Source organism: Xylella fastidiosa (assembly GCF_011801475.1).
Taxonomy (GTDB): domain Bacteria; phylum Pseudomonadota; class Gammaproteobacteria; order Xanthomonadales; family Xanthomonadaceae; genus Xylella; species Xylella fastidiosa.
This window is the reverse complement of record NZ_CP044352.1, coordinates 484,237-507,582: the sequence shown is the minus strand read 5'-3', so window position 1 is coordinate 507,582 and position 23,346 is coordinate 484,237. Positions and strand designations below refer to the sequence as shown.

Genomic DNA, 23,346 nt, shown 5'->3' with positions numbered 1-23,346 from the left:
CACAGCACGCCCACCACTGCATCACATACAGCAACAGTAGCCACGCCTTATTGCTTCGCTCCCCCCGGCCACAAACCACGCATGGCAGCAATCCCTTGCGCACCATGACGCCGTGCTTCCTTGACCTGATCAGCGCACATCCCACCGATCGCATAGATTGGCAATGCAACCTGCTCGCGCAACTGCTCAAACCTCTCCCACCCCAATGTCACTGCACCAGGATGACTCTCCGTCGGTAACACCGGGCCGAGCACCGCAAAATCACACCCAATGCGCTGGGCATGGCACAAATCGGCCAGGCAATGACACGACGCACCGACCGGCAACCCAACCGGCAACGGACGCGCATCCAACACAGCCAACTGTTCAGCCCCCAAATGCACCCCGATACCCAAGGCCTCGGCCAAAGCAATATCGCGATTCAGCAACACTTCCACATGGGCACGGCCACGACGTTGCACTGCTTGGCGCACCAACCCCGACCAACGCACCGGATCGTGTTGACGCATGCGCAGCTGGATCCGCTCAATGCCAAGCCGATACGCATGCTCCACTGCATCCAACCACTCAGCATCCTGCTCCCCAGGCTCAGGTGTCACCAAATAACGGTCTGGTTGACGCAACATCCCCACGACCGGCTGATCAGCCGGCGGCATCGAATAACGCAACAATTTATCGGGTTCGACCCACGTCAACGCCTGTCCCTCACGTCCCCGCAGCCCCCCCTTCCAAGCACGCACCCGCCTCACCTCCAGACGCAGACGTTTACCCGGATACAACTGCGGCACCTCCATCAACCACTCGCCAACGTCAGCGCTGATCCCAAGTTCCTCATACAACTCGCGGGCCAACGCCTGCTCGGATGTCTCACCAGACTCACGCTTTCCCCCTGGAAATTCCCACAAGCCAGGCATATCGCTGTTCTCGGTACGCCTACTCAGCAGCAAGCGTCCTCGCACATCAGCAATCACAGCTGCCACAACATGAATAGATCGCAAAGAATCAGTCATATCCGCAAGCTTGCCGATATCTCGTCATCCCATGCAACAGAATGACTCATACATACGACTTGATTCACACATCGCAGGGTATCCCAGGACATCCATCTCCCCATTCATTGACCAGAACGCGGTCACCAAACAATACACTCATGACATGAATACCGCAGGTGCGAGTCATCATACGAATCAAGCGACATCCTCGATAAGAACTAAAGGCCACCTGGAAATGGATCGGATCGTCATCTAGATCGACACATCATCGGTATGTTGCAAAGCTGACAACACTGGAAACAGGACCAATAAACACGAAACAGTCAGCACATATCAATTGCCATGCTCACATACCTACGCATTTAGAGAATGTGTAAATAAAAATGTGCAAACATGCTCTAGCACAACAGGAGATCGAACCGATCTCAACGTAAGAATCCCGTTATAGATCGATAGCAACCCAATCGCTTCAAAACGCATCCATGGCATAGGTATGTGAGGACTCAAAGCAACAGCAGGGCATGATACATCGCCACCGCACGCAACCTCATCAAACATCCCCCGCGACTCACCATATCAACACCGCATTGCACACACCGGACTCAGCACGGCGGCTCCCTTGACAGCGCTTAGGGGGCTTTTCATAATCCAACGCCTTGAAAAGCCCAGGTGGCGGAATTGGTAGACGCACTAGTTTCAGGTACTAGCGGGTAAAACCGTGGAGGTTCGAGTCCTCTCTTGGGCACCATCATCAGAATCCGGTAGACCACATGGTTCACCCGATTCACCCCAAACGCCCAGCCGCAAAGGTTTAGGGCGTTTTTCTATTGGCAGCTGTGCCTGAACCTCCCATACCATGCTGCTCATGGCAGGCATCTGAAACCATGTAAGAACATGTGTGCGCAGCGTGTCATAGCCAGCTCCCAGCAAGACTGCATGAAATGCGTGCGGATCATGTGAACAGGCAATGCTGCAACACTTGGCTTGGCGGGAGCATCATCGTTTCAATCTATCTGACCTCAGCTCAAGCAATGCCAAGACCAGAAATGCTGCTGATCACCTCCGGATCGAACCCCGCCAAAATAGCAAAGTGGCGACCTCGCTCCACGTAGTCCTGATAAGCACCAAAACTCGGTGCTCCAGGAGAAAGTAATAACACCCCCCCCTGCGCACCCAACGCCGTGCGTGCCAACGCCACCGCATGCGGAAGATCCACCGCCGCATGTAATCCAAATCGACCTGCTGCCAATGGCGCCAGCAGTGCCTGGATATGTGGCCCGTTGGCTCCCATCGTGACAATGTCCAGTGGTACTTTCCGTGTTATCCGGGCAGCAAAACATTCCCAATTCACTCCCCGATCATACCCACCCACCAATACGGCGACGCGGCGACGCCCGAGGAAGCAATCCAGCGCCGCCAAGGTGGCATGCGGCGTCGTGCTGATCGAATCATTGACCCAGAGAATGCCATCGCGCTCCCCCAAAAATTGCAGCCGGTTGGGTAGCGGACGGAAATTGCAGGCGGCAGGTGCCAAGGCCACCGCATTCAGCCCCAGCGCTTCGAGTGTGGCCAACACTGCACAGACATTGCTGCCATTGTGCGCTCCAGGCAACGGAATTAATGCAGTATCCAGCACGGCCTGCTCACCCCGGTACACCACCTGACCGCGCACGTGCCAGCCATCACGCTGGTTGAACCAACGCAGATCACTCTGTGGCAATACCAGCGACGCCAACCGCGGATCGGCGGCATTGAGCAAGGCGATGGGGGGACGCGCCACAGTCACCAGGCTGAGCTTGTCATTGATATAGCGCTGCTCGCCGCCATGCCAATCCAAGTGCTCGGGAAACACATTCAACACCAACGCCAGCGCGGGACGCGCCCCACTGCCTGCCACATCTGCGGTCTGATAACTGGACAATTCGATGGCCCAATACTCGGGTGCCGGCTGCGGTGTTAGCAACTCCAGTAACGGCAGGCCAATGTTGCCAGCCAATGCCGTGCAATGCCCCGCAGCGCGCAACAGGTGCGCCAGCAGTGCCGTTGTCGTGCTTTTGCCTTTAGTCCCAGTGACGCACACGGCACCAGGAACCACGCCATCCGTATCGGCGTGCGCTGCAAACCACAATTGGGTGCCACCAATGAAATGCGCTCCCGCGGCGGTAGCAGCAACAGCCAGCGGAGAGTAAGGACTGATGCCTGGCGATTTAATCACCACATCGAAGGCGGCAAGCCGTGGAACACTCACTTCGGTTTCAATGGACAGTACCGGATCAGCCAGCGCCTGCACCTCAGTCGCTTCGGCAATCGTGCAGAACAACGTTAATGGTTGTTTCGGAAACGCGGCACGAAATGCACGGTAAGCGGCACGACTTTCGCGCCCCCAGCCCCACAACGCGACACGGCAGCCTTCAAGTGCGGAAATGCGCACTCATGGACTCCCATAGGGATGCTGGGATGCGATGCTCATCGGACAACGTCAGCAAGGGGTCTAACTGTAACTGTGCAGGATCCAGATGCGGCTGGATTTCACGCATGAAGCGCATCACCAAAGCATCTTCCTTCCATTCCGCACGTGTCGCCAGCACGGCCAGCGCGGTACGAGACTCGCGTGCTTCGCCGACACACTCGAAAGGCTTGTAATCCTGCCATTCCAGCAAGGCATCAAAACCGCTGGCTTGGCTAGCATCATCCAACAAGTTACGGCCAAAGATCCCTACGAGGCGGGTCTTGGGCATGAACGGTGCCAACGCCAAGAACACAAAATGGCACTTGGGACACTGTCCGCACCAACGATGCGCGGGACGTTCACCCAAGATGTGGAAATTACGATTGCAACTCGAGAAATAGGCATCGTAGCGGGCACAGTGTGCAAACTGCCGCGCTACTGCCAATTCCGAGAGAGGACGCAATAAGGAGTAGTAACGCAGGTCAGCAGCAACACGGCGCTGTACATAGTCACTGAAATGCTGCTCGAATGCCCAGCTCTTGGACCATTGATGGTTCACTTCGCCGGTGCCGGGGATAACACTGCCATAGCTGGCGGAACGCTCGTTGGAAAATACAACTTGATCGACACCATGTAGTAAGGCAACTAATACCAAGATTGCCGAGTTGATGGCGGTCACCGGGATATGTCCGTTCCAGGCACCTTTGCGGTTTAACGCGAATAATTCTGGCGCTAAGGTACGTCCAACGTTGAGCATCTGAAGTTCTGAGCGCTCAGCGCAGGCACGGATCAATTGCGAAGCACCGATCCACACCACCGTTTGCTGCATACCGGCGACACGCAATGCCTCAATACTGACCAAGGAATCCTTACCGCCACCAATCGCTACCAGAGCGTGTTCACGCAAACCGAGCTGCGGTGCAGGGGCCATTGCCCCGGTGGCTTGCACCGGCAATTGGAAGCGACCATGCAGGTTCAATCCATTGCGATATGCGAATTCGCTCAGTCCATACAAGTACACCTCCTCCACAAGGGCAGCAGTCTCAGCATCTATGGAATCATCATCCATCGTCACTGTGGACGGAACGATTGCTTTGTAATAACTCACACCAGCAATCAGGTGCAGCAGGCGCAATGCCTGGCGTACGGCCTCGGCGCGCTGCCCCTCCAAGGCAAACGGAGCGCCCGGAACCATGATTTTTTCCACAAATTCCGGTCCCTGGTCAAAGGCATACACCAAAGAAACAACGCCGGTCTGTGCATCCAATGTGCAGCGCACAAAGCGAAATGCAGAGATCTGGGATGTATCAAAAGTGGACGTCATGAAAAATCCCTGAACGGACAGGTCAACAGTCCGCATGTAACAGGATGCACAACCTGCATGATTGTCGTTACAACCGGACCACAACACCACTCAGGCATCAAGCACGACCTCGGCCGGCAGGCCGCGCAGATTGTAAGTGCTGGCCATCGAGAAACCATAGGCGCCAGCATCTGCAATCAACATTAAATCACCGGAGGCGGTGGCGGCTGGAAGGTGACGGCGACGGCCAAACACGTCGGATGACTCGCAAATAGGACCCACGACATCGCACAGTACATGGGGTGTCTCATCCAAGCGGGTGAGGTTCTCCACGCCGTGCCAGGCATCGTAAAGGGCCGGACGAATCAGGGTATGCATGCCAGCCTCCAGGCCAACCCGAAGGATGTCATCTTTTTCAATCACTTGGGTGACCCTGGTCAAGAGCACGCCCGCTTCGGCTACAAGGAAGCGGCCCGGCTCAATCACCAATTGAAATTTGGGATGCAAGGCTTTGACTTCAGCCAAACTTGCTCCCCACGCCCCCACGTCAAATGGTTCATCATCAGGCCGGTACGGGATCGGTAAGCCGCCGCCGATATCCAGGGTAGACACACTCCCGATGCGGGAGGCAAAACCAGCCAACTCATCGTACATGCGAGACCAATGGTTGCCGCTCTCCACGCCACTGCCAAGATGGGCATGCAGGCCGGTCACGGTTATGTTCAGTGTCTTGGCAACATCGATAAATTCATCAATCCGCGTGACCGAAAGGCCAAATTTAGATGTCTTACCACCGGTGGTGACCTTCTCGTGATGTCCATCGCCGTAACCCAAATCGATACGTAACCATAACGTCCGTTCACGGAATACCTCCGGCCATAAGCGCAAGGCCTCGACATTGTCCAAGGTCACATTGACACCTAGTAAGAATGCCTGCTCGTACTCCACACGTGAGGCGAAACTTGGAGTGAATAACACACGCGACGGAACCAAGTGTGGCACCACTTCAAACACGTGACGCAATTCACCCAATGACACGCACTCTAGTCCAAAGCCTTCTTCAATCAGGGTACGGAGAATGGCCGGATGCGGGTTGGCCTTGATGGCGTAGTAGCACTGATCCACGGCAGCTACTGCATTCAATTGCCGCGCACGTTCGCGCACTGTCGGCAAATGGTAGACGTAGCAAGGACCAATGCCCTCTTCATCTCTCATGGCCAGTAAACGCATGCGGGCACTGTGCCACCAAGGCATGACCCGCGTACGTACGTGCCCGATGATCTCGCGCCAAGGCGAACCAAACACGGCACGATCTTGGACAGGCATTGCACCACTTTCGATCAATTTGAAATGCAGCACCGCCAATAATCCGTCCGCATCAGTCTCATCAATCACAAAGGTGAGATTAAGATCATTGGAAGACTGCGAGATCATGTGGACACGTTCTTTACCGAACGTAGCCCATACCTCAGAGAGTTTATGCAGCAGGGAACGCATACCACGCCCGACCAAAGTGATCGCAGCGCAAGGCACAATAATTTTGACTTTGCAGATCTGTGATAAATCGGTTGACAATGCAGTCAGTACGTCGGTGTTAACCAGGTTCTCGGAGGGGTCCAAGGACACAGTAACATTGGTTTCTGCCGATCCGATGAGGTCCACCGACAATCCGTGTTTCTTGAACAATGTAAATACGTCAGCAAGAAAACCCACCTGCTGCCACATGCCGATCCCTTCCATCGACACTAATACAATGCCATCACGACGGCTAATCGCCTTGACTCCAAGCACCGGCTCAACTTCAGCATCAATACGGGTCCCCAACACATCGGGCCGCTCAGTATCTAGAATCAGCATCGGCACGCCAGTATCACGGCATGGTTTGATCGAACGCGGATGCAACACCTTCGCGCCAGTTGTGGCGATCTCCTGTGCCTCGTAGTAATCCAGGCGCGTCAGCAAACGCGCATCAGGGACCTCCTTCGGGTTCGCACTGAACATCCCTGGTACATCAGTCCAGATCTCAACACACGCCGCACCAAGTAGCGCACCAAAATATGCTGCTGACGTGTCCGAACCACCACGTCCCAGGATGGCGGTACCACCATCTTGATGACGTGAGATAAACCCTTGAGTGATCAATACCTGAGCACGTTGGGCATCGAAACGTGTACGCCACTCCACATCAGACTTCCATTGACAGGAGACAGAAAGACGTTGCGACCATTCACTCTGGTTGGGCTGTGGTGGTAAAGCGGTCAGCCAGTCACGTGCATCCATCCAACCGATATCAATACCCGAAGCACCCAGGTAGGCCGCACCGAGTGTGGAAGACAACAGTTCACCTTGCCCTAACAACTCAGCCTGCCAGTCCAGTGACCGCGTCACCGCACGCGCATCTTGCAGAAGATCCGACAACATGGCGAAACGCGTGCCGAGCACAGCTTGCGCATCTAACCCAAGCTCAACCAAAAAATCGCGATGACGCTGCTCCAATGCAGTGACGCGCTTGGCACTGTCCACAACACCTTGAGCAATCGCCGTCAGTTCATTGGTCACGCCAGACAGCGCCGAAACCACGATCAGTACACGTGTTCCATGCTCTTCAAGGCGCTTCCTCACCACCATCGCAATGGTGTCCCAGCGATGACGACGCGATACGGAAGTACCACCAAATTTTAGAACGATCCAGCGCTCGGCTGTAGGGGAAGCGGACATTAGCGTTACTGTTTTCACTCAAGAGTAAAGCCATTTACGGTACGTGGCATTTCTGGGAATTCTACTGCCAATCTAACGATTGATGACCGCCCTATTCCTGTCACTGATCTATTCGTACTGAGATCTAGCAAATAAAACGATAAAACCAGCCCAATGCAGAGAGAGAAGCGGCAAATAGTGTTTTTTGCGCACATAGAATCAAGTGTCGGCCAACACCGTCACTTCCCGCTTCTACGTCCGCAACATGGCCGACCGGACTACCATTACGGAGAACAATAAATGTCCGCTGTACATCCCATTCCTCACCCCATATGCGAATCATCCATTCGCATCATCGAAGAAACCCATCGCAATGTGTACTGGATCTATATGCATGCTCATCTCGCCAGAACCACGGGAGCCGCCTATTTTTCCTTAAAACTGATTGATGACATCATGAATTATCAATCCGTACTTAGACAACGTTTAAAGGAACAAACGGTTCAATTACCATTCGTTGTTCTCGCCTCGGACAGCAATGTATTTAATTTAGGCGGGGATCTGCAGCTTTTTTGTGACCTGATACGCCGTAAGGAGCGTGAAGCATTATTGGACTATGCCTGCCGCTGTGTGCGTGGAGCCTATGCGTTCCATGCTGGGCTCAATGCTAATGTGCATAGCATCGCGCTGCTCCAAGGCAATGCGCTTGGAGGAGGCTTCGAAGCTGCGCTCTGTTGCCATACCATCGTAGCTGAAGAAGGTGTGATGATGGGTTTTCCTGAAGTATTGTTCGATCTTTTCCCAGGCATGGGAGCCTACTCTTTCATGCGTCAACGCATCTCTCCTAAACTGGCCGAACGCCTCATCCTTGAGGGCAATCTCTACAGTTCCGAAGAATTATTGGCGATTGGGCTGATCGACAAAGTAGTACCGCGCGGCAAGGGGATAGAAGCAGTCGAGCAAATCATCCGTGACAGCAAACGCCGTCAATATACTTGGGCAGCCATGCAGGAGGTGAAAAAAATCGCACACGAAGTCTCTTTAGAAGAAATGATACGCATCACCGAACTCTGGGTAGACAGTGCATTGAAACTAAGTAACAAATCACTCCGAACTATGGAGCGCCTGATCCGCGCCCAGCAGACTCACAAAAACACAGCACTAAAAAACTGAGCACTTAAAGCTGTGCTGATGATCATCGTAAAACCCCACTGCGCCGGCGTTCCTGTCGGCGCGCTTCAAGCGCATCACGACCACACAGCAGTGCTTCATCCAGCATTTGGACAAGAGCACACCACTCCAATTGCAACTGCCAATCTGGGATACGCATCAACTCTGCCGCCAGCGACGAAGCGCGCATTAAACCAAGATGACCAAGCACACCACGCAGTGCATGCGCTTCTTCCCGCACCTCCTGCCACTGGTTGGTTTCAGCGGCAGACAACATTGTCTGCTGGCAGTGTTCGGCATCTCGAAAAGACTGAACTATGAACCGCTCTTCGAAATCATCGTCCATATTCAACTCAGCCAGATCATCCAAACCCGCCGGATCGAACACCTGATGCTGCTGAACTGAGGATTGCGATAATGCAGCGTAAGGTAATGCACCACCATCCCCTTCAGCAATTTCGGCAAGTACATCCAGCAATTTAGTAGCAAGCACGGGTTTGGACAGAAAAGCACGCGCTCCTGCCTCTTCACAACAGCGGATCGAATCGGACGTCGCATCGGCACTCAGCACAAGCACCGGTGTATAAGGCAGACTGGAACTTTGCATGACCCGCAACTGTTTGAGCATGTCCAAACCGCTCATTCCAGGCATGTGCAGGTCGATGATCACAACATCGAATTCCATACTGATCAAACAATCCAACACTGCTTCCGCACCATCCACGCATAACAGCTTGTGTCCCGCCTTATCAAGGATTCTGGATAACACCATGCGGTTAGTTTCATGGTCATCAGCAACCAGCACGCGCATGCTCTTGACACGAGCACGATGCCGTAGGAATGGATTGGAAAATGCGATAACGTTACTCGGTTCGGTACACTGCGATGCTTCGGATACCTCTTGCGCAACCACCTGTTTCTTGGCAAGTTCAAACGGCAATTCGAACCAAAACAAGCTCCCACAAGGGACGTTCTCCTCAAACCCGATGCTTCCACCCATCAATTCAATTAAACCCTTGGCAATCGTGGTACCCAGTCCGCTTCCTTGATAACGGCGATCCAAACCAACATCAGCCTGCTCGAACACGTCGAAAAGCCGATTCCGCATTCCCAATGGCACACCAATGCCAGTATCTGCAACTTCAAAACGCAACACCACACTGTGCTGTCTAGAACGGTTCAACACGCTGACACACAATGTAATCCGACCACGCTCGGTAAACTTGACCGCATTACCGACAATGTTCAATAAGACCTGACGCACATAGCCAGCATCGCCGAACAACCATTCGGGAACATCCAACCCCACATCGACACGATATTCCAAGGCTTTATTGCGGATCTGTGGTTGCAGGATCAGACCGACACTGCCAATCACCTCCTTCAAGGAGAAAGTATCGTGGAGGATACGGATCTTACCTGCCTCAATTCTTGAGATGTCGAGCACTTCCTCAATCAAGGACAACACGCTGTGTACCGATGCCTGGATCGCTTTCAAGCATTCCCTTTGCTCGGCATCCAAACGCGTTGTGGCCAGCACCTCCGTCATACCCGACAAACCATTCAGCGGCGTGCGAAATTCATGGCTCATATTAGCCAAGAAGCGACTCTTAGCCTCATTAGCATGACGTGCATCGTTAAGGGCTTGGATCAATGCCTTCAACAGAGACTGGAAATACCAAGGGATGGCAATCAGACCAATCAGTAATCCCCAAGCCAGAAACGGATTCGACTTCCAGTACGCTGAAACGAGGATCACCGTCAGGAAACTCAACGCACCAAGGGTCGTAGTGACCAGCAAATACACACTGCCATAACGTAAGCCATTACCGATGGTTACCCACAAACATAGGACATACAGCGGTGAACCCGCCTCGCCCATCAGCAACATCAGCACCGTCAGTGATGTGTAGTCGGCAATGATGCCAATACAACGCCGCACGTGCGAGATCTGCGGATGCATGACAATCGCAAGCATCAGCGCCAGCGACACGCCAAGATCGGACAGCAACACCAACCAGATGACCCGCGATGTATTGAGATCCGTTTCGCCATGCCAACATACGCTCAAGTAGATGATGAAGAGCGAGGCGATAAGAAATCTGATTAAATTTTGTACATGCTCACTATCTGGCCGCTGCGATAGCCGACTGCATATCCATTTAGCTTTCTTTAGCATCCCACACTCCCGGCCTGGCCAAAGCAGTGGAGAACTTAACGCAAATGCGTTGTAGTTGATCGCGCCCCCTGATGAGAGCGTCGACACAATGTGGATCAAATAAACGCCCACGCTGCGCGTACAAATAGGTGATGGCCGCCTCCATAGTCCACGCCTGCTTGTAAGGCCGCAATGAGATCAATGCGTCAAATACATCAGCCAAAGCAACAATACGCGCTTCCAAAGGAATAGCCTCACCCACCAAGCCATCTGGATAGCCACTGCCGTCGTAACGCTCGTGATGGCGCAACGCAATCAATGCACCCAGCTGGATACAACGGTTCTGGCTGCCACTCAGCAACTCGCAACCAATACGCGGATGCCGACGCATCATGGCCATCTCCTCCTCGTTCAACGTGCTCCGCTTAAGCAACACCGCATCGGGAATGGCAATCTTGCCAATATCATGAAGCGGTGCGGCACTCTGGATAAGTCGCACCTCTTCCTCAGACAGACCAAGTTGCTCAGCAATTAATCCGGCGACCTGCGACATGCGCTCGAGATAGGTACTGCTGCTGATATGGCGGTACTCAACCGCCCGAGCTAAACGGGAGACGGTTTCACGCTCCCGTTCTTCGAACTCACTCATCACAGCGCGCAACCGCTGCTCCAAGGACAGCACACGTTGTTTCGCCCTTTCACTATGCTGGCGTAGCTGCAATAAGTTATTGCAACGGGCGCGTAGTTCACGAGGACGGATCGGTTTAATCAGAAAATCAATGACACCGGCATCCAACGCAGCCTGACGGATCGGCTCATCACCGACGATGGTAATCAATAGAATAGGAATATCGCGGCGATTGGGCAGCTGATGGAGGCGCATAGCGAATTCCAGACCATCCATATCCGGCATCCGGTAATCAAGCAATAATAAATCAACTTGGCTAACCTCACACCAAGCCAGCGCTTCTGATGGATCACCGAAGTCAAAAACTTGCAAATGAGGCGCAATGTCCTCAATCACATGGCGGAGCATCGTCCTAGCCGACATCTGATCGTCGACAATCACAATGTTCAATACCACATGCACCGCGTCACAGCTATCCAAATGCTGTAGCGAAGACAATTCACCGGACTGCATAGCAAAAACATCATGCATACGCGCCCCCTTCAAGGAAGTATGCCACCCACTTTCGTACGTCACCCGCCCCACTATAAAAGTGGGAATGTACAGGCAGCATAGGTTGAATCCGACTCACGATAATTGCTTCCCGTCACATTTTGATTGGATATCAATTAACGTTCTGGACGCATATAAGGGAATAACAGCACATCGCGGATTGAGGTGCTACCGGTCAGCAGCATCACCAGTCGATCAACACCAATCCCTAACCCTCCGGTTGGCGCCATCCCATACTCCAAAGCGCGAATATAGTCGGCATCGTAGTACATGGCCTCATCATCCCCCCCTTCTTTGGCTTCAACCTGCTTTTGGAAGCGCATCGCCTGCTCCTCCGGATCGTTCAATTCCGAGAAACCGTTGGCGATTTCCTTCCCATTGATGAACAGTTCGAAGCGATCGGTATACCCTGATTCGATGTCGCTTTCGCGCGCTAAAGGAGAGATTTCAACCGGATGATCCGTAATGAAGGTCGGCTGGATCAACGTATGCTCAACAGTCGCCTCAAAAATACTCAAGAGCAATCGACCCCAACCGTAGGACGATTTAACCTTGATCTTGAGTCTCTCACAGTGAAGGAGCAATGCATCACGATCGGTACACTCGGCAACGCTCATCTCAGGATTATGATGGCAAACTGCCTCATCCATGCGCCAACGCCGGAATATCGGACCCAGATCAATCTGAGCACCGTCCCAAATCACCTGGGTCGTGCCCAGCACAGACTGTGCAGTATCACGGATCATCGTCTCAGCCAGATCCATGACCTCATGGTAGGTGGAATAGGCCTCGTATAACTCAAGCATCGTAAATTCGGGGTTGTGCCGGGTCGACACCCCCTCGTTACGGAAGTTGCGGTTAATCTCGTAAACCCGTTCCAGCCCACCCACGACCAAACGCTTGAGATACAACTCTGGGGCCACGCGCAGATATAACTCTAAATCCAAGGCATTGTGGTAGGTCACAAACGGCTTAGCCGCAGCACCTCCTGGGATGTAATGCATCATCGGCGTCTCTACTTCCAAGAAAAGACGCGCATCCAGCCAAGTACGCAGCGCACGAATGATCTTGGAGCGTTTGATGAAGATCTCACGCGATTCTGGAGTCACAATAAGATCAACATAGCGCTGGCGGTAGCGCTGCTCCACATCAGTCAGCCCGTGCCACTTGTCAGGCAATGGACGTAACGCCTTCGTCAAAAGTCGCAAAACATTCACCTTGACCGACAGCTCGCCCGTTCTGGTGCGGGTCAATCCTCCTTCAACAGCAATGATGTCGCCAACATCCAACACCTTGAATGCGGCATAGCTGTCCTCACCAAGCACGTTACTCTGTATTAACAGCTGGATGCGGCCAGACTCGTCCTGAATCTGAGCAAAGCTGGCCTTGCCCATGAGACGCTTAGCCATCAATCGGCCAGCCATACGTACACGATGGCTTGACGCCTCCAGGGTCTCAGCAGTCCATGTCTCGACGTTGGCAAATGCTGCCTGCACATCAGCAGCATAATGCTCGCGTTTGACATCATTCGGATAAGCCACGCCTTGCGCACGTAGTGCTAAAAGTTTTGCACGGCGCTCGGCAATCAGCGCGTTCTCGTCAAAGGACACCTGCGACGCAGGGAGATGCTCAGTCATGAAGATGATCTATCGTTAAAGGACACAGGACGTTCCAGATTCGGGAATAAGGGTGACACCAAAGAAACTCGGATACTTTTTTAAATCGGATAACGCAGTCAAAGCAACGTCGTCATACTGGATGCCGTATACACTTCAAAAGTGATACCGTAGGGTAGCGGCACCCGAAACTATAGGTGAATCATGCATCGGCGCGTTTAGCGCCTGCTTCCAAACCAGCCTTCAAACTCGCTTCAATAAACTCATCTAAATCGCCGTCAAGTACTTTCTGAGTATCGCTGCGCTCAACGCCAGTACGAAGATCTTTAATCCGACTCTGATCCAATACGTAATTGCGAATCTGACTCCCCCAGCCGATATCAGACTTAGAGGCCTCAAGTACGTCTTTTTCGGCATTCCGCTTCTGGATCTCCGACTCGTACAACTTGGCCGCCAGCATCTTCATCGCACGATCACGGTTAGCATGCTGACTACGTTCCGTCTGGCAGGCCACCACAATCCCACTCGGTACGTGGGTGATACGTACTGCAGACTCAGTCTTGTTCACGTGCTGACCACCAGCCCCAGAGGAGCGGTATACATCGGTCTTCAAGTCGGCCGGGTTAATCTCAATGTCGATGTTGTCATCGACCTCCGGGGAAACAAAGACAGAGGTAAAACTCGTATGGCGACGGTTATCCGAATCAAATGGCGACTTACGCACCAAACGATGCACCCCAGTCTCCGTCTTCAACCAACCGTAGGCAAAATCGCCCTCCACGCGAAACGTGGCTGATTTGATGCCGGCCACTTCACCGCCAGAAACTTCAAGCAATTCGGCCTTCCAACCACGCCCCTCGGCCCAACGCAAATACATACGCAGCAGCATCTCTGCCCAATCTTGGGCCTCGGTCCCTCCAGCACCCGCCTGGATGTCAACAAACGCATTGGCACCGTCCATCTTCCCGGAAAACATGCGCTGAAACTCCAGTTTCTCGACCTGAAGTTGATAGATGTCCACGTCGTTCAGGACAGCCTGCAACATCTCCTGATCTTGCTCTATTTCAGCCAGATCCAAAAATTCGCTGGCTTCAGCGACCCCGTTCAGCACATGAGCAATGCCGGTGACGGTCTTATCCAGTAGCGAACGTTCCCGGCCCAGTTGCTGCGCATAGTCTGGAGTATTCCAGATCGTGGGGCTTTCCAGCTCACGGGTTACTTCTTCCAGACGCTCCTTCTTGGCGTCATAGTCAAAGATACCCCCTCAGCGAAATCATCCGATCATTCAGATCGGCGATTCGCTGGCGTATCGGATTAATTTCGATCATCTCAGGATTCCGGAAAACAAGCGCATCAGTTTACCAAGCCAAACCAACGTAAAACGGTTCGTCTATCTACGCAGCTTTCTATCTAAGCGGCTTTATGTCGTCACTAACCACCTCTGCAACGTGCCCAAGAGAGCAGCAGCGTGACAACAATTCCAAACCGTCATCCCTGTCCCTATACCAGCGAACGCACGGATGAGCAGTAGAGCATCACGCTGTTTCACACATGTACGGCCCACCTCACAACACGCCCGACTCCAAGACTGAGATCGGAGACTAAGATTCGCTACCCAAACCTGCCCATCCCCAGGACGCGTTATAAGCTGTCTACACAAGGCAGATGCTCCTGTTAGCAAGCCATTGAAACAGATAAAGCAAAGATAGGAAGAACCTGAAACATCCCAACAAGGGATCGGTAGAAAGCCAAATAAAGCATTCTGAAGCACATACGATGTGAGACAACATCTAGAAATGCGCATCCCTCACAGAAGTAAGGGACAACGGCAAACCCAGGCTAAAGTGACTCAGCGATCCTCAGCAACGATGTAACGCAATGACATTTCAATTTTTGGTGCATCGTGAGTGCCACCACTACTACATCTCTTCAAGCAGCTTCCCACCCTCAATAAGTTTGAACGTGCTCATCGCAACACTCCATCTGCACCAACCTAAGGATCAAGTAGGCCACTGGAAATTGCTTGGGAACCCAATACATCACATTCAATCACTTCCGCATATTCCACGATCAACTGAATCGCATCACCACCGCGGTAATCGTCGCAAACCAACCGATATGCCAAACGCAATCGCCGTGCTGGAGGATCACCCTGCCAGCCGTTGAAATAAATAGCGTTCAGAGCGTCATGCCGTCCTGAATAACGCACCTCCATTTTCAAATGACGCTCCTTGAGGACACGCCATTGCAGCACTTCAAACTCTCCATCAAACAATGGCTCTGGAAACCCCTGTCCCCATGGCCCACCCAGCCGCAATGCCCGCGCATGTAATGCGTCCAGCTCATCGGCCGCCAATTCACCATCGCTATACAACTCAGCCTGCAACACATTCTTATCAACCATCATCTCAACTTGGGCACGAAATACACGTTCGAACACCGGCAACACCTCCGCATCCAGTGTCAAGCCGGCCGCCATCGCATGACCTCCAAATTTCTGAATCATCCCGGGATAACCACTGTCGAGCGCCACCAATACATCGCGGATATGCAGTCCTGGGATCGACCGTGCCGACCCTCGCAACACTGTACCTCCCGGCTCAGCCGGTGCTAAAGCCACCACCGGACGGTGCATTTTGTCCTTCATCTTGGACGCGACCAAACCAATCACTCCTGGATGCCAGTCCGGATCGAACAGGCACACCGCCATTGGCAACACACCGCCTGACTGCGCCATCGCTTGCGCTACTGCCTGCTCAGCATCGTCACTCATACCCTGCTGTACCACACGGCGTGCGGCATTAATCTCCTCAAGCATGGCTGCGATAGCACGCGCGCGAGTCCAATCCTCAGTGAGCAACAATTCAATGCCCAACGCCATATCCTCCAACCGTCCCGCAGCGTTCAGACGCGGACTCAATGCAAAACCAATATCAGTAGCGGTCAATTGCGACTCATCACGGCCACTGACCTCGATCAACGCGCGTAGTCCGAGACACCCTTGACCACGACGCAACCGGCGCAAGCCGGCAGCAACCAAAGCACGATTATTCGTATCTAAAGGCACCAAGTCGGCAACCGTCCCGACCGCAACTAAATCCAGTAAGGACGTCAAATCAGGACGGTTTTTCTGAGAAATAGAACTGTGAATACGCGTTTCTTGACCTTCGCACTCAGCACGAGCAGCAGGATAAAGACGCGCACGCAGCGCAAGCAGTACATAAAAGATCACCCCGACACCCGCCAGCGTTTTACTCGGAAACAAATCGCCAGGCAGATTCGGATTAACAATGACATCGGCTGCTGGCAAGGTTTCACCCGGCAAATGGTGATCAGTCACCAACACCTTCCAACCGCGGGCCTTAGCAGCAGCAATGCCAGCATGGCAAGCAATGCCGTGATCCACCGTAACAAGCAACGCTGGCTGCAACGGTGCCAACTCCTCAACCAATGCCGACGACAAACCGTAACCATGCACCATACGATTGGGGACCGCATGCATCACGTTACGCGCGCCAAGCAAACGCAAACCACGCACCGCAACCGCACAGGCAGTTGCACCATCGCAGTCAAAATCACCGACAACGAGAATACGCCCCTTGGCCTTGATGACCTCAGTCAACAATACAGTGGCTGCCTGCATGTTGCTCAGCATGGCGGGTGACAACAACTGAGCGAGACAGGGTTGCGCCGTCACCGGATCAGCACAACCACGTGCCGTGTACACACGTCGCAGCAATGGCGGCACATTGTCAGGCCAAACAGCCAGCGGTAAAGAGAGACGGCGAATAATCTTGGGCACGCTCAATCGGCCAGCTGAGTACGCGCACCACACCAAAAACGCCAACGGTGCGCACGGATCATTGTGAAAATTTCTCCATCCCGAAAATCCAGTACCAATTGCTTTAATTCGCCACGCCTCATCGCCGCCAACAAAGGAGCAACTACCTCATCGCTAAATTGCGTCAACGAGCGCAGGTGACGCAGATCAACCAATGCATCCACCATGTGCAGACTGTCGGTATCAGATCCAGAGGCCTTCGCCAAGGCACGCAGCAGCACATCACGACTGCGCACCTGTCGGTGCGGCGTCATCACCGTATGCGGTAACACACCTGCTCCCCAAAACCACAGCGAGTTGATCATCTGCTTACCACGCGCAACGCGCTCAACGTTCCACGCATGTTGATGCAATAACACCTGGACCTCGGTTAACAACGCCCTCCAGCAACGCCCCATGTCACCATCCGGCAAGTGATTAAACAGGTCATCACCAAGGACATCCTCCGGGGCGGAGAATGCGGGCAAACAAGCCTCTGGAGTCAGCTGCACGTACCACCGTGCTGGCGTTGGCGCATCCAGCAACAAACCGGCTTCACTGAACAAGGTCTGCAACTCTGGCAACAATGCAGCTTGGTCCTTAGCGTCCAATGCCAACATCTCACCACAGGCCACCAACCGTGCCGCACCCATATCCGGAACCACATAGGCAGGATCCGCACGCACCCAAGCCGCACCTGCCGCATCACCAACATCTATCTGGCGGGTCAAGGCGGCCACTGGCCAGGACGCAGGAACAAGTTCAAAGTGACGGCCCAATTGAGCACGCTCCCCACAACCCCCAGTGATACGATCAGCACGCGCCAGCGCCCGCACAACCGCGTCACCCCGCAACGTACCTAGCAAGCAATGACGCTCCGGCAACAACAGCGTGACACTGGACATGACAGAATCAGCTGATATATTCCACCGCAACCACCTCGTACTCACGTCGGCCAGCAGGCGCCTCAATCACAATCGTATCGCCCTCTTGTTTGCCAATCAGCGCACGGGCCACCGGCGAGGAAATCGCAACCAAACCCTGTTTGATGTCAGCCTCAAGATCGCCCACGATCTGATAGCGACTCTCTTCATCAGTCTCAAGATCGGCTAACGTCACCGTGGCACCAAACACGATCTTGGTACCCGCATTGAGTTTGGCGACATCAATCACTTCAGCATGCGAAAGCTCGCCTTCCAACTGTTTAATGCGACCTTCAATAAAGCTTTGTTGTTCACGCGCAGCGTGATATTCAGCATTTTCCTTAAGATCCCCATGCGCACGTGCCTCTGCAATCGCATTGATAATCTCTGGACGCTTGACCAATTTCAGATGTTCCAGCTCATCACGAAGACGACGCACACCTTTCAAAGTCATGGGCGGTCTCATACCTGCAGCTCCTTGTGGAGTTCCTGTAGCGACCAAACCGGACCGGTACCGCGGAACTCGAGTGAATTCACCAACGCCTTAGCGCCAGCAATAGTAGTCGAGTAGGTCACACAATGTTGCAGTGCCTCCCGACGGATTGAGAAAGAGTCGGCAATCGCCGCACGCCCTTCCGTAGTATTGATGATGTAAACAATCTCGCCGTTCTTAATCAAGTCGACGATGTGCGGACGCCCTTCGGCCACTTTATTCACAACCTCACAGGCCACTCCATTCTGCTGCAACCAAGCATAAGTACCAGCAGTAGCAACCACACCGAAGCCGCGCTCCACCAAGGCCAAGACAACTGGCAACACACGCTTTTTATCAGGATCACGCACCGAAACAAACGCCCTGCCTGGTTGCGGGGCACGGATATCGCCGGCTTCCTGCGCGCGGGCGAACGCTGCGGCAAAACTACGGCCCACCCCCATCACTTCACCTGTAGAACGCATTTCCGGACCGAGAATCGGGTCCACGCCCTGTAGTTTAGCAAACGGAAAGATCGCTTCCTTCACCGCATAATATGCCGGTACAACCTCACAAGTCACACTTTGCTCGGCCAATGTCTTGCCAGTCATACAACGCGCGGCAATCTTGGCAAGCGGCACCCCCGTCGCTTTAGAGACGAACGGCACGGTGCGCGAAGCACGTGGATTGACTTCCAGCAAATATACGATGTCACTACCATCATCATTGGATTGGATCGCAAACTGTGTATTCATCAAACCAATGACGTTCAATGCCTGCGCCAACCTGATGACTTGGCGACGTAAATCGTCCTGAGTCGCGGCCGATAACGAATAGGGCGGCAAGGAACATGAGGAGTCACCTGAGTGGACACCAGCCTCCTCAATGTGCTCCATCACTCCACCGATCAGTACCTGACCCTCCGGATCAGCAATGATGTCCACATCGACCTCAACCGCATTGTCAAGGAAACGATCAAGCAACACGGGCGAATCGTTGGATACCTTCACCGCATCACGCACATAACGCGCCAAATCGGCCTCACTGTAGACAATCTCCATCGCACGGCCACCAAGCACATAACTCGGACGGACCACCAGGGGATAACCAATCTCACGGGCCAATACCAATGCCTCGTCAGCGGTACGCGCCGTACAGTTTGGCGGCTGCCTCAAACCAAGTTGCTGAACCAGCCTCTGGAAACGTTCACGGTCCTCGGCCAAGTCAATCGATTCCGGAGAGGTGCCGATCACCGGCACACCGTTGGCTTCCAACGCTTTAGCCAGCTTCAGAGGAGTCTGTCCACCGTACTGTACGATCACTCCAACAGGGTGTTCGACCTCAACGATTTCTAACACGTCCTCTAACGTCAATGGCTCAAAGTAAAGGCGGTCAGAGGTATCGTAATCCGTAGATACCGTCTCCGGATTACAGTTGACCATGATGGTTTCAAACCCATCCTCACGTAACGCCAAAGCGGCATGGACGCAACAGTAATCAAACTCAATGCCTTGGCCAATGCGATTCGGCCCCCCCCCAAGATCATAATTTTGCGGCGATCACTCGGCGCAGCCTCACACTCTTCCTCATATGTTGAGTACAGGTAAGCAGTGCCAGTGGCAAACTCACCAGCGCAAGAATCGACACGCTTATATACCGGCTTGACCTTGAGCACACGGCGCAACGTCCGCACCGCAACCTCATTCGTGCCGGTTAACTGCGCGATACGCGCATCAGAGAAACCTATACGCTTGAGCTGACGTAAGCGTGCCCCATCTATCGAACCAAGACCATCGGTAACCAGTCGGCCCTCAGCAGCAACAATCTCCTCAATCTGATCCAAAAACCATGGGTCGATATAAGACAACGCGTAAACATCAGCGACTGCGAACCCAGCACGAAATGCATCGGCTACATAAAATAGCCGCTCGGCCCCCGGTGCTTTCAACTCACGCTTGAGGACAACCAAATCATCTTCGCTGCTCAAATCCAAACCAGTCGGCTCCAAGCCAACCTTGCCGGTCTCCAGCCCACGCACCGCCTTCTGCAACGACTCTGCAAAGGTCCGCCCCATTGCCATCACCTCACCCACAGATTTCATCTGCGTAGTCAGACGTGCATCCGCTTGCGGAAACTTCTCGAAAGCAAAACGCGGGATTTTAGTCACCACGTAATCAATGGATGGCTCAAACGAAGCAGGCGTTTTACCGCCGGTAATCTCGTTCTTAAGCTCATCAAGGGTGTAGCCCACCGCCAGTTTTGCCGCAATCTTAGCGATTGGGAAACCAGTCGCTTTGGAAGCCAACGCTGAAGAACGCGACACGCGCGGATTCATCTCAATCACCACCACACGGCCGGTCTGTGGATCAATACCAAACTGTACATTCGAACCACCAGTATCCACACCGATCTTACGCAGTACCGCAATCGAAGCATCACGCAAACGCTGATACTCCTTATCACTCAATGTCTGCGCCGGAGCAACCGTGATCGAATCCCCGGTATGTACCCCCATCGGATCCAAGTTCTCGATTGAACAGACAATGATGCAATTGTCCGAGGCGTCACGAACCACCTCCATCTCAAACTCTTTCCAGCCTAGGACGGACTCCTCCACCAGCACCTCATGTACTGGGGAAAGCTCCAGACCGCGCTTGATAATTTCCTCGAACTCCTGGCGATTGTAAGCAATCCCCCCTCCGGTACCGCCCAGGGTGAAGCTCGGTCGGATGATCGTCGGAAAACCGACTTTGGCCTGGATCTCCAAAGCTCGCTCCAAACTTTTAGCCACTTCGGCCTTCGGACACTCCAAGCCGATCTCCTGCATCGCCACACGAAACAACTCACGATCCTCAGCCATACGGATCGCCTCGCGCTTGGCTCCGATCAACTCGACACCATATTTCTCCAGCACACCGTGATCGGCCAAGTCCAAAGCGCAGTTCAAAGCCGTCTGACCACCCATCGTTGGCAACAGCGCATCTGGCTTCTCTTTGGTGATGATCTTCTCAACCGTCCGCCAGTGAATCGGTTCGATATACACAGCGTCGGCCATATCAGGATCGGTCATAATCGTCGCCGGGTTACTGTTCACCAAGACGACACGGAAGCCTTCCGCACGCAACGCCTTACAGGCTTGGGCACCAGAATAGTCAAACTCACAAGCCTGACCGATAACAATCGGGCCAGCACCGATGATAAGTATGGTACGAAGGTCAGTACGCTTTGGCATGAAATCCTCAGTAAAATCAATCCTGTTACGCCTCAGCAGACAACCCAATCATCCTGGCCGCCCCTGAGCATTGATGACGCCGTGATCGACTGCCACGCGAATCTCACATCGCATCGTAACGCCAATGACAACGGCAATACCGATACGCACACCGCCCCACCACCACCAGCACATCACTAATGACGGACATCAAAACCGTCAGGATTGAGCCGCCATCATTGTAATGAACCTGTCAAACAACACATCAACATCGTGCGGACCAGGGGAAGCCTCCGGATGCCCTTGAAACGAGAATGCCGGCACATCAAGCAACTCAATCCCCTGATTGGTCCCGTCGAACAACGAACGATGCGTCACCCTGACATTGTTTGGCAACGTTGCCTCGTCAACAGCAAAGCCATGATTCTGCGACGTAATCATTACCCGCCCGCTGCGCAAGTCCTGCACCGGATGATTCGCACCATGGTGACCATGGCTCATTTTGACGACCCTGGCACCAACAGCCTGGGCCAGCAACTGATGACCCAAACAAATACCGAAGATTGGAACCCGTCGCATGATGAACGTCTTAATCGCCGCAACGGCATAATCACAAGGCTCTGGATCACCTGGGCCATTGGAAAGAAACACCCCATCCGGGCAGAGCGCCAACACCTCGTCAGCCGGAGTCTGCGCAGGCACCACTGTAAGATCACAACCACGCTCCGCCAACATCCGCAGAATATTGAGCTTCACACCGTAATCATAGGCCACAACCTTATATTGCGGCGCGGCGCGCTTGAATTCGTTACGATCCAAGTCAAGCTGGCCTTCGTACCAAGAATACCCCTGTTTGGTACTGACCACTTTGGCTAAATCCATACCTTTGATACCTGCAAATTGACGGGCCGCATTCTGAGCCTTGCCAACATCAATCTCACCAGCCATCAACGCACCATGCTGAGCGCCTTTCTCACGAAGAATACGGGTCAGTTTGCGCGTATCGATCCCAGCAATAGCAACCACACCGCGTGCGGCCAACCAATCTGACAACGAAATCTGACTGCGCCAATTGCTTGGACGACGCGGCACATCCCGCACAATCAGCCCAGCCGCCCATACCTTATTCGCCTCATCATCCTGATCGGTACAACCCGTATTGCCAATATGCGGATAAGTCAGGGTGACCAATTGGTACGCATACGAAGGATCGGTCAGGATCTCCTGATAACCAGTGAGGGCTGTGTTAAATACCACCTCACCAACGGAAAGCCCATTAGCGCCTACAGCATCGCCCTCGAATACGGTACCGTCTTCGAGAACTAGGATTGCGGGTTCTGTCACGGGTGGAGTCT

Annotated in this window: 13 protein-coding genes, 1 tRNA gene and 1 pseudogene; 2 read left to right on the top strand and 13 right to left on the bottom strand. The window is 53.5% G+C overall.

The window, feature by feature from the left end:
* Positions 1-47: 47 nt before the first annotated feature.
* On the bottom strand, positions 48-1,010 hold the full coding sequence (locus F7G16_RS02145; RefSeq protein WP_004090037.1) for a Nudix family hydrolase: 963 nt from the start codon (positions 1,008-1,010) through the stop codon (positions 48-50).
* 645 nt (positions 1,011-1,655) lie between these two features.
* On the opposite strand from F7G16_RS02145, the gene F7G16_RS02140 reads away from it, so the two are divergent.
* Positions 1,656-1,740: transfer RNA gene (locus F7G16_RS02140), tRNA-Leu, on the top strand.
* Between the two features lie 276 nt (positions 1,741-2,016).
* Here F7G16_RS02140 and murD read toward each other — a convergent pair.
* From murD to F7G16_RS02125, 3 genes are all read right to left on the bottom strand, one after another.
* Entirely contained in the window at positions 2,017-3,423 is a 1,407-nt protein-coding gene (murD, locus tag F7G16_RS02135) for a UDP-N-acetylmuramoyl-L-alanine--D-glutamate ligase (RefSeq protein ID WP_004090031.1), read from the bottom strand.
* The gene (gene murL / locus F7G16_RS02130) at positions 3,404-4,765 is read right to left on the bottom strand and encodes a UDP-N-acetyl-alpha-D-muramoyl-L-alanyl-L-glutamate epimerase (protein WP_004090028.1); all 1,362 of its coding nucleotides are present in this window, start codon (positions 4,763-4,765) and stop codon (positions 3,404-3,406) included. The genes murD and murL overlap by 20 nt, the downstream gene beginning before the upstream one ends.
* Before the next feature lie 90 nt (positions 4,766-4,855).
* Positions 4,856-7,462 carry a bifunctional aspartate kinase/diaminopimelate decarboxylase gene (locus F7G16_RS02125; protein ID WP_004090027.1) on the bottom strand — a complete coding sequence of 869 codons (2,607 nt, stop codon included), beginning with the start codon at positions 7,460-7,462 and terminating at the stop codon, positions 4,856-4,858.
* A gap of 279 nt (positions 7,463-7,741) precedes the next feature.
* Between F7G16_RS02125 and rpfF the strand changes: the two genes are divergently transcribed.
* Positions 7,742-8,614 carry a diffusible signal factor synthase RpfF gene (rpfF, locus tag F7G16_RS02120; RefSeq protein WP_004090025.1) on the top strand — a complete coding sequence of 291 codons (873 nt, stop codon included), beginning with the start codon at positions 7,742-7,744 and terminating at the stop codon, positions 8,612-8,614.
* A 22-nt stretch (positions 8,615-8,636) separates the two neighbouring features.
* Here rpfF and F7G16_RS02115 read toward each other — a convergent pair whose 3' ends face one another.
* The 9 genes and pseudogenes from F7G16_RS02115 to carA all read right to left on the bottom strand — a co-directional run bounded on the left by F7G16_RS02115 (position 8,637) and on the right by carA (position 23,335).
* Positions 8,637-10,790, bottom strand: a complete 2,154-nt coding sequence (locus tag F7G16_RS02115) for a response regulator (protein ID WP_004090024.1) — start codon at positions 10,788-10,790, stop codon at positions 8,637-8,639.
* A complete protein-coding gene (rpfG, locus tag F7G16_RS02110; RefSeq protein ID WP_042466552.1) occupies positions 10,774-11,910 on the bottom strand; it encodes a cyclic di-GMP phosphodiesterase response regulator RpfG in 1,137 nt (378 codons plus the stop codon). The genes F7G16_RS02115 and rpfG overlap by 17 nt, the downstream gene beginning before the upstream one ends.
* A gap of 155 nt (positions 11,911-12,065) precedes the next feature.
* Positions 12,066-13,586 carry a lysine--tRNA ligase gene (gene lysS / locus F7G16_RS02105; RefSeq protein WP_004090013.1) on the bottom strand — a complete coding sequence of 507 codons (1,521 nt, stop codon included), beginning with the start codon at positions 13,584-13,586 and terminating at the stop codon, positions 12,066-12,068.
* 181 nt (positions 13,587-13,767) lie between these two features.
* A protein-coding gene (prfB, locus tag F7G16_RS02100) for a peptide chain release factor 2 (protein ID WP_100206163.1) occupies positions 13,768-14,893 on the bottom strand; the annotation gives its coding sequence in 2 pieces (ribosomal slippage) (positions 13,768-14,817 and positions 14,819-14,893; 1,125 coding nt in all).
* 665 nt (positions 14,894-15,558) lie between these two features.
* Positions 15,559-17,400 (bottom strand): single-stranded-DNA-specific exonuclease RecJ, encoded by a 1,842-nt coding sequence (gene recJ, locus F7G16_RS02095; RefSeq protein ID WP_038232083.1) that lies wholly within the window; start codon positions 17,398-17,400, stop codon positions 15,559-15,561.
* Positions 17,370-18,290 carry a hypothetical protein gene (locus tag F7G16_RS02090; protein ID WP_004089998.1) on the bottom strand — a complete coding sequence of 307 codons (921 nt, stop codon included), beginning with the start codon at positions 18,288-18,290 and terminating at the stop codon, positions 17,370-17,372. The genes recJ and F7G16_RS02090 overlap by 31 nt, the downstream gene beginning before the upstream one ends.
* Before the next feature lie 7 nt (positions 18,291-18,297).
* Complete coding sequence (gene greA, locus F7G16_RS02085) at positions 18,298-18,762, bottom strand: transcription elongation factor GreA (RefSeq protein ID WP_038232812.1); 465 nt, start codon at positions 18,760-18,762, stop codon at positions 18,298-18,300.
* Between the two features lie 8 nt (positions 18,763-18,770).
* Positions 18,771-22,012: pseudogene (gene carB, locus F7G16_RS02080) on the bottom strand (carbamoyl-phosphate synthase large subunit).
* Between the two features lie 198 nt (positions 22,013-22,210).
* Positions 22,211-23,335, bottom strand: a complete 1,125-nt coding sequence (gene carA, locus F7G16_RS02075; RefSeq protein ID WP_038210466.1) for a glutamine-hydrolyzing carbamoyl-phosphate synthase small subunit — start codon at positions 23,333-23,335, stop codon at positions 22,211-22,213.
* Between the last annotated feature and the right edge of the window lie 11 nt (positions 23,336-23,346).

What these genes read in the sequence shown, in the direction of transcription:
- F7G16_RS02145 (WP_004090037.1), bottom strand. Translation starts at nt 1,010, where the DNA reads ATGACTGATTCTTTGCGATCTATTCATGTTGTGGCAGCTGTGATTGCT.
- murL (WP_004090028.1), bottom strand. Translation starts at nt 4,765, where the DNA reads ATGACGTCCACTTTTGATACATCCCAGATCTCTGCATTTCGCTTTGTG.
- F7G16_RS02125 (WP_004090027.1), bottom strand. Translation starts at nt 7,462, where the DNA reads ATGTCCGCTTCCCCTACAGCCGAGCGCTGGATCGTTCTAAAATTTGGT.
- rpfF (WP_004090025.1), top strand. Translation starts at nt 7,742, where the DNA reads ATGTCCGCTGTACATCCCATTCCTCACCCCATATGCGAATCATCCATT.
- F7G16_RS02115 (WP_004090024.1), bottom strand. Translation starts at nt 10,790, where the DNA reads ATGCTAAAGAAAGCTAAATGGATATGCAGTCGGCTATCGCAGCGGCCA.
- rpfG (WP_042466552.1), bottom strand. Translation starts at nt 11,910, where the DNA reads ATGCAGTCCGGTGAATTGTCTTCGCTACAGCATTTGGATAGCTGTGAC.
- lysS (WP_004090013.1), bottom strand. Translation starts at nt 13,586, where the DNA reads ATGACTGAGCATCTCCCTGCGTCGCAGGTGTCCTTTGACGAGAACGCG.
- F7G16_RS02090 (WP_004089998.1), bottom strand. Translation starts at nt 18,290, where the DNA reads ATGTCCAGTGTCACGCTGTTGTTGCCGGAGCGTCATTGCTTGCTAGGT.
- greA (WP_038232812.1), bottom strand. Translation starts at nt 18,762, where the DNA reads ATGACTTTGAAAGGTGTGCGTCGTCTTCGTGATGAGCTGGAACATCTG.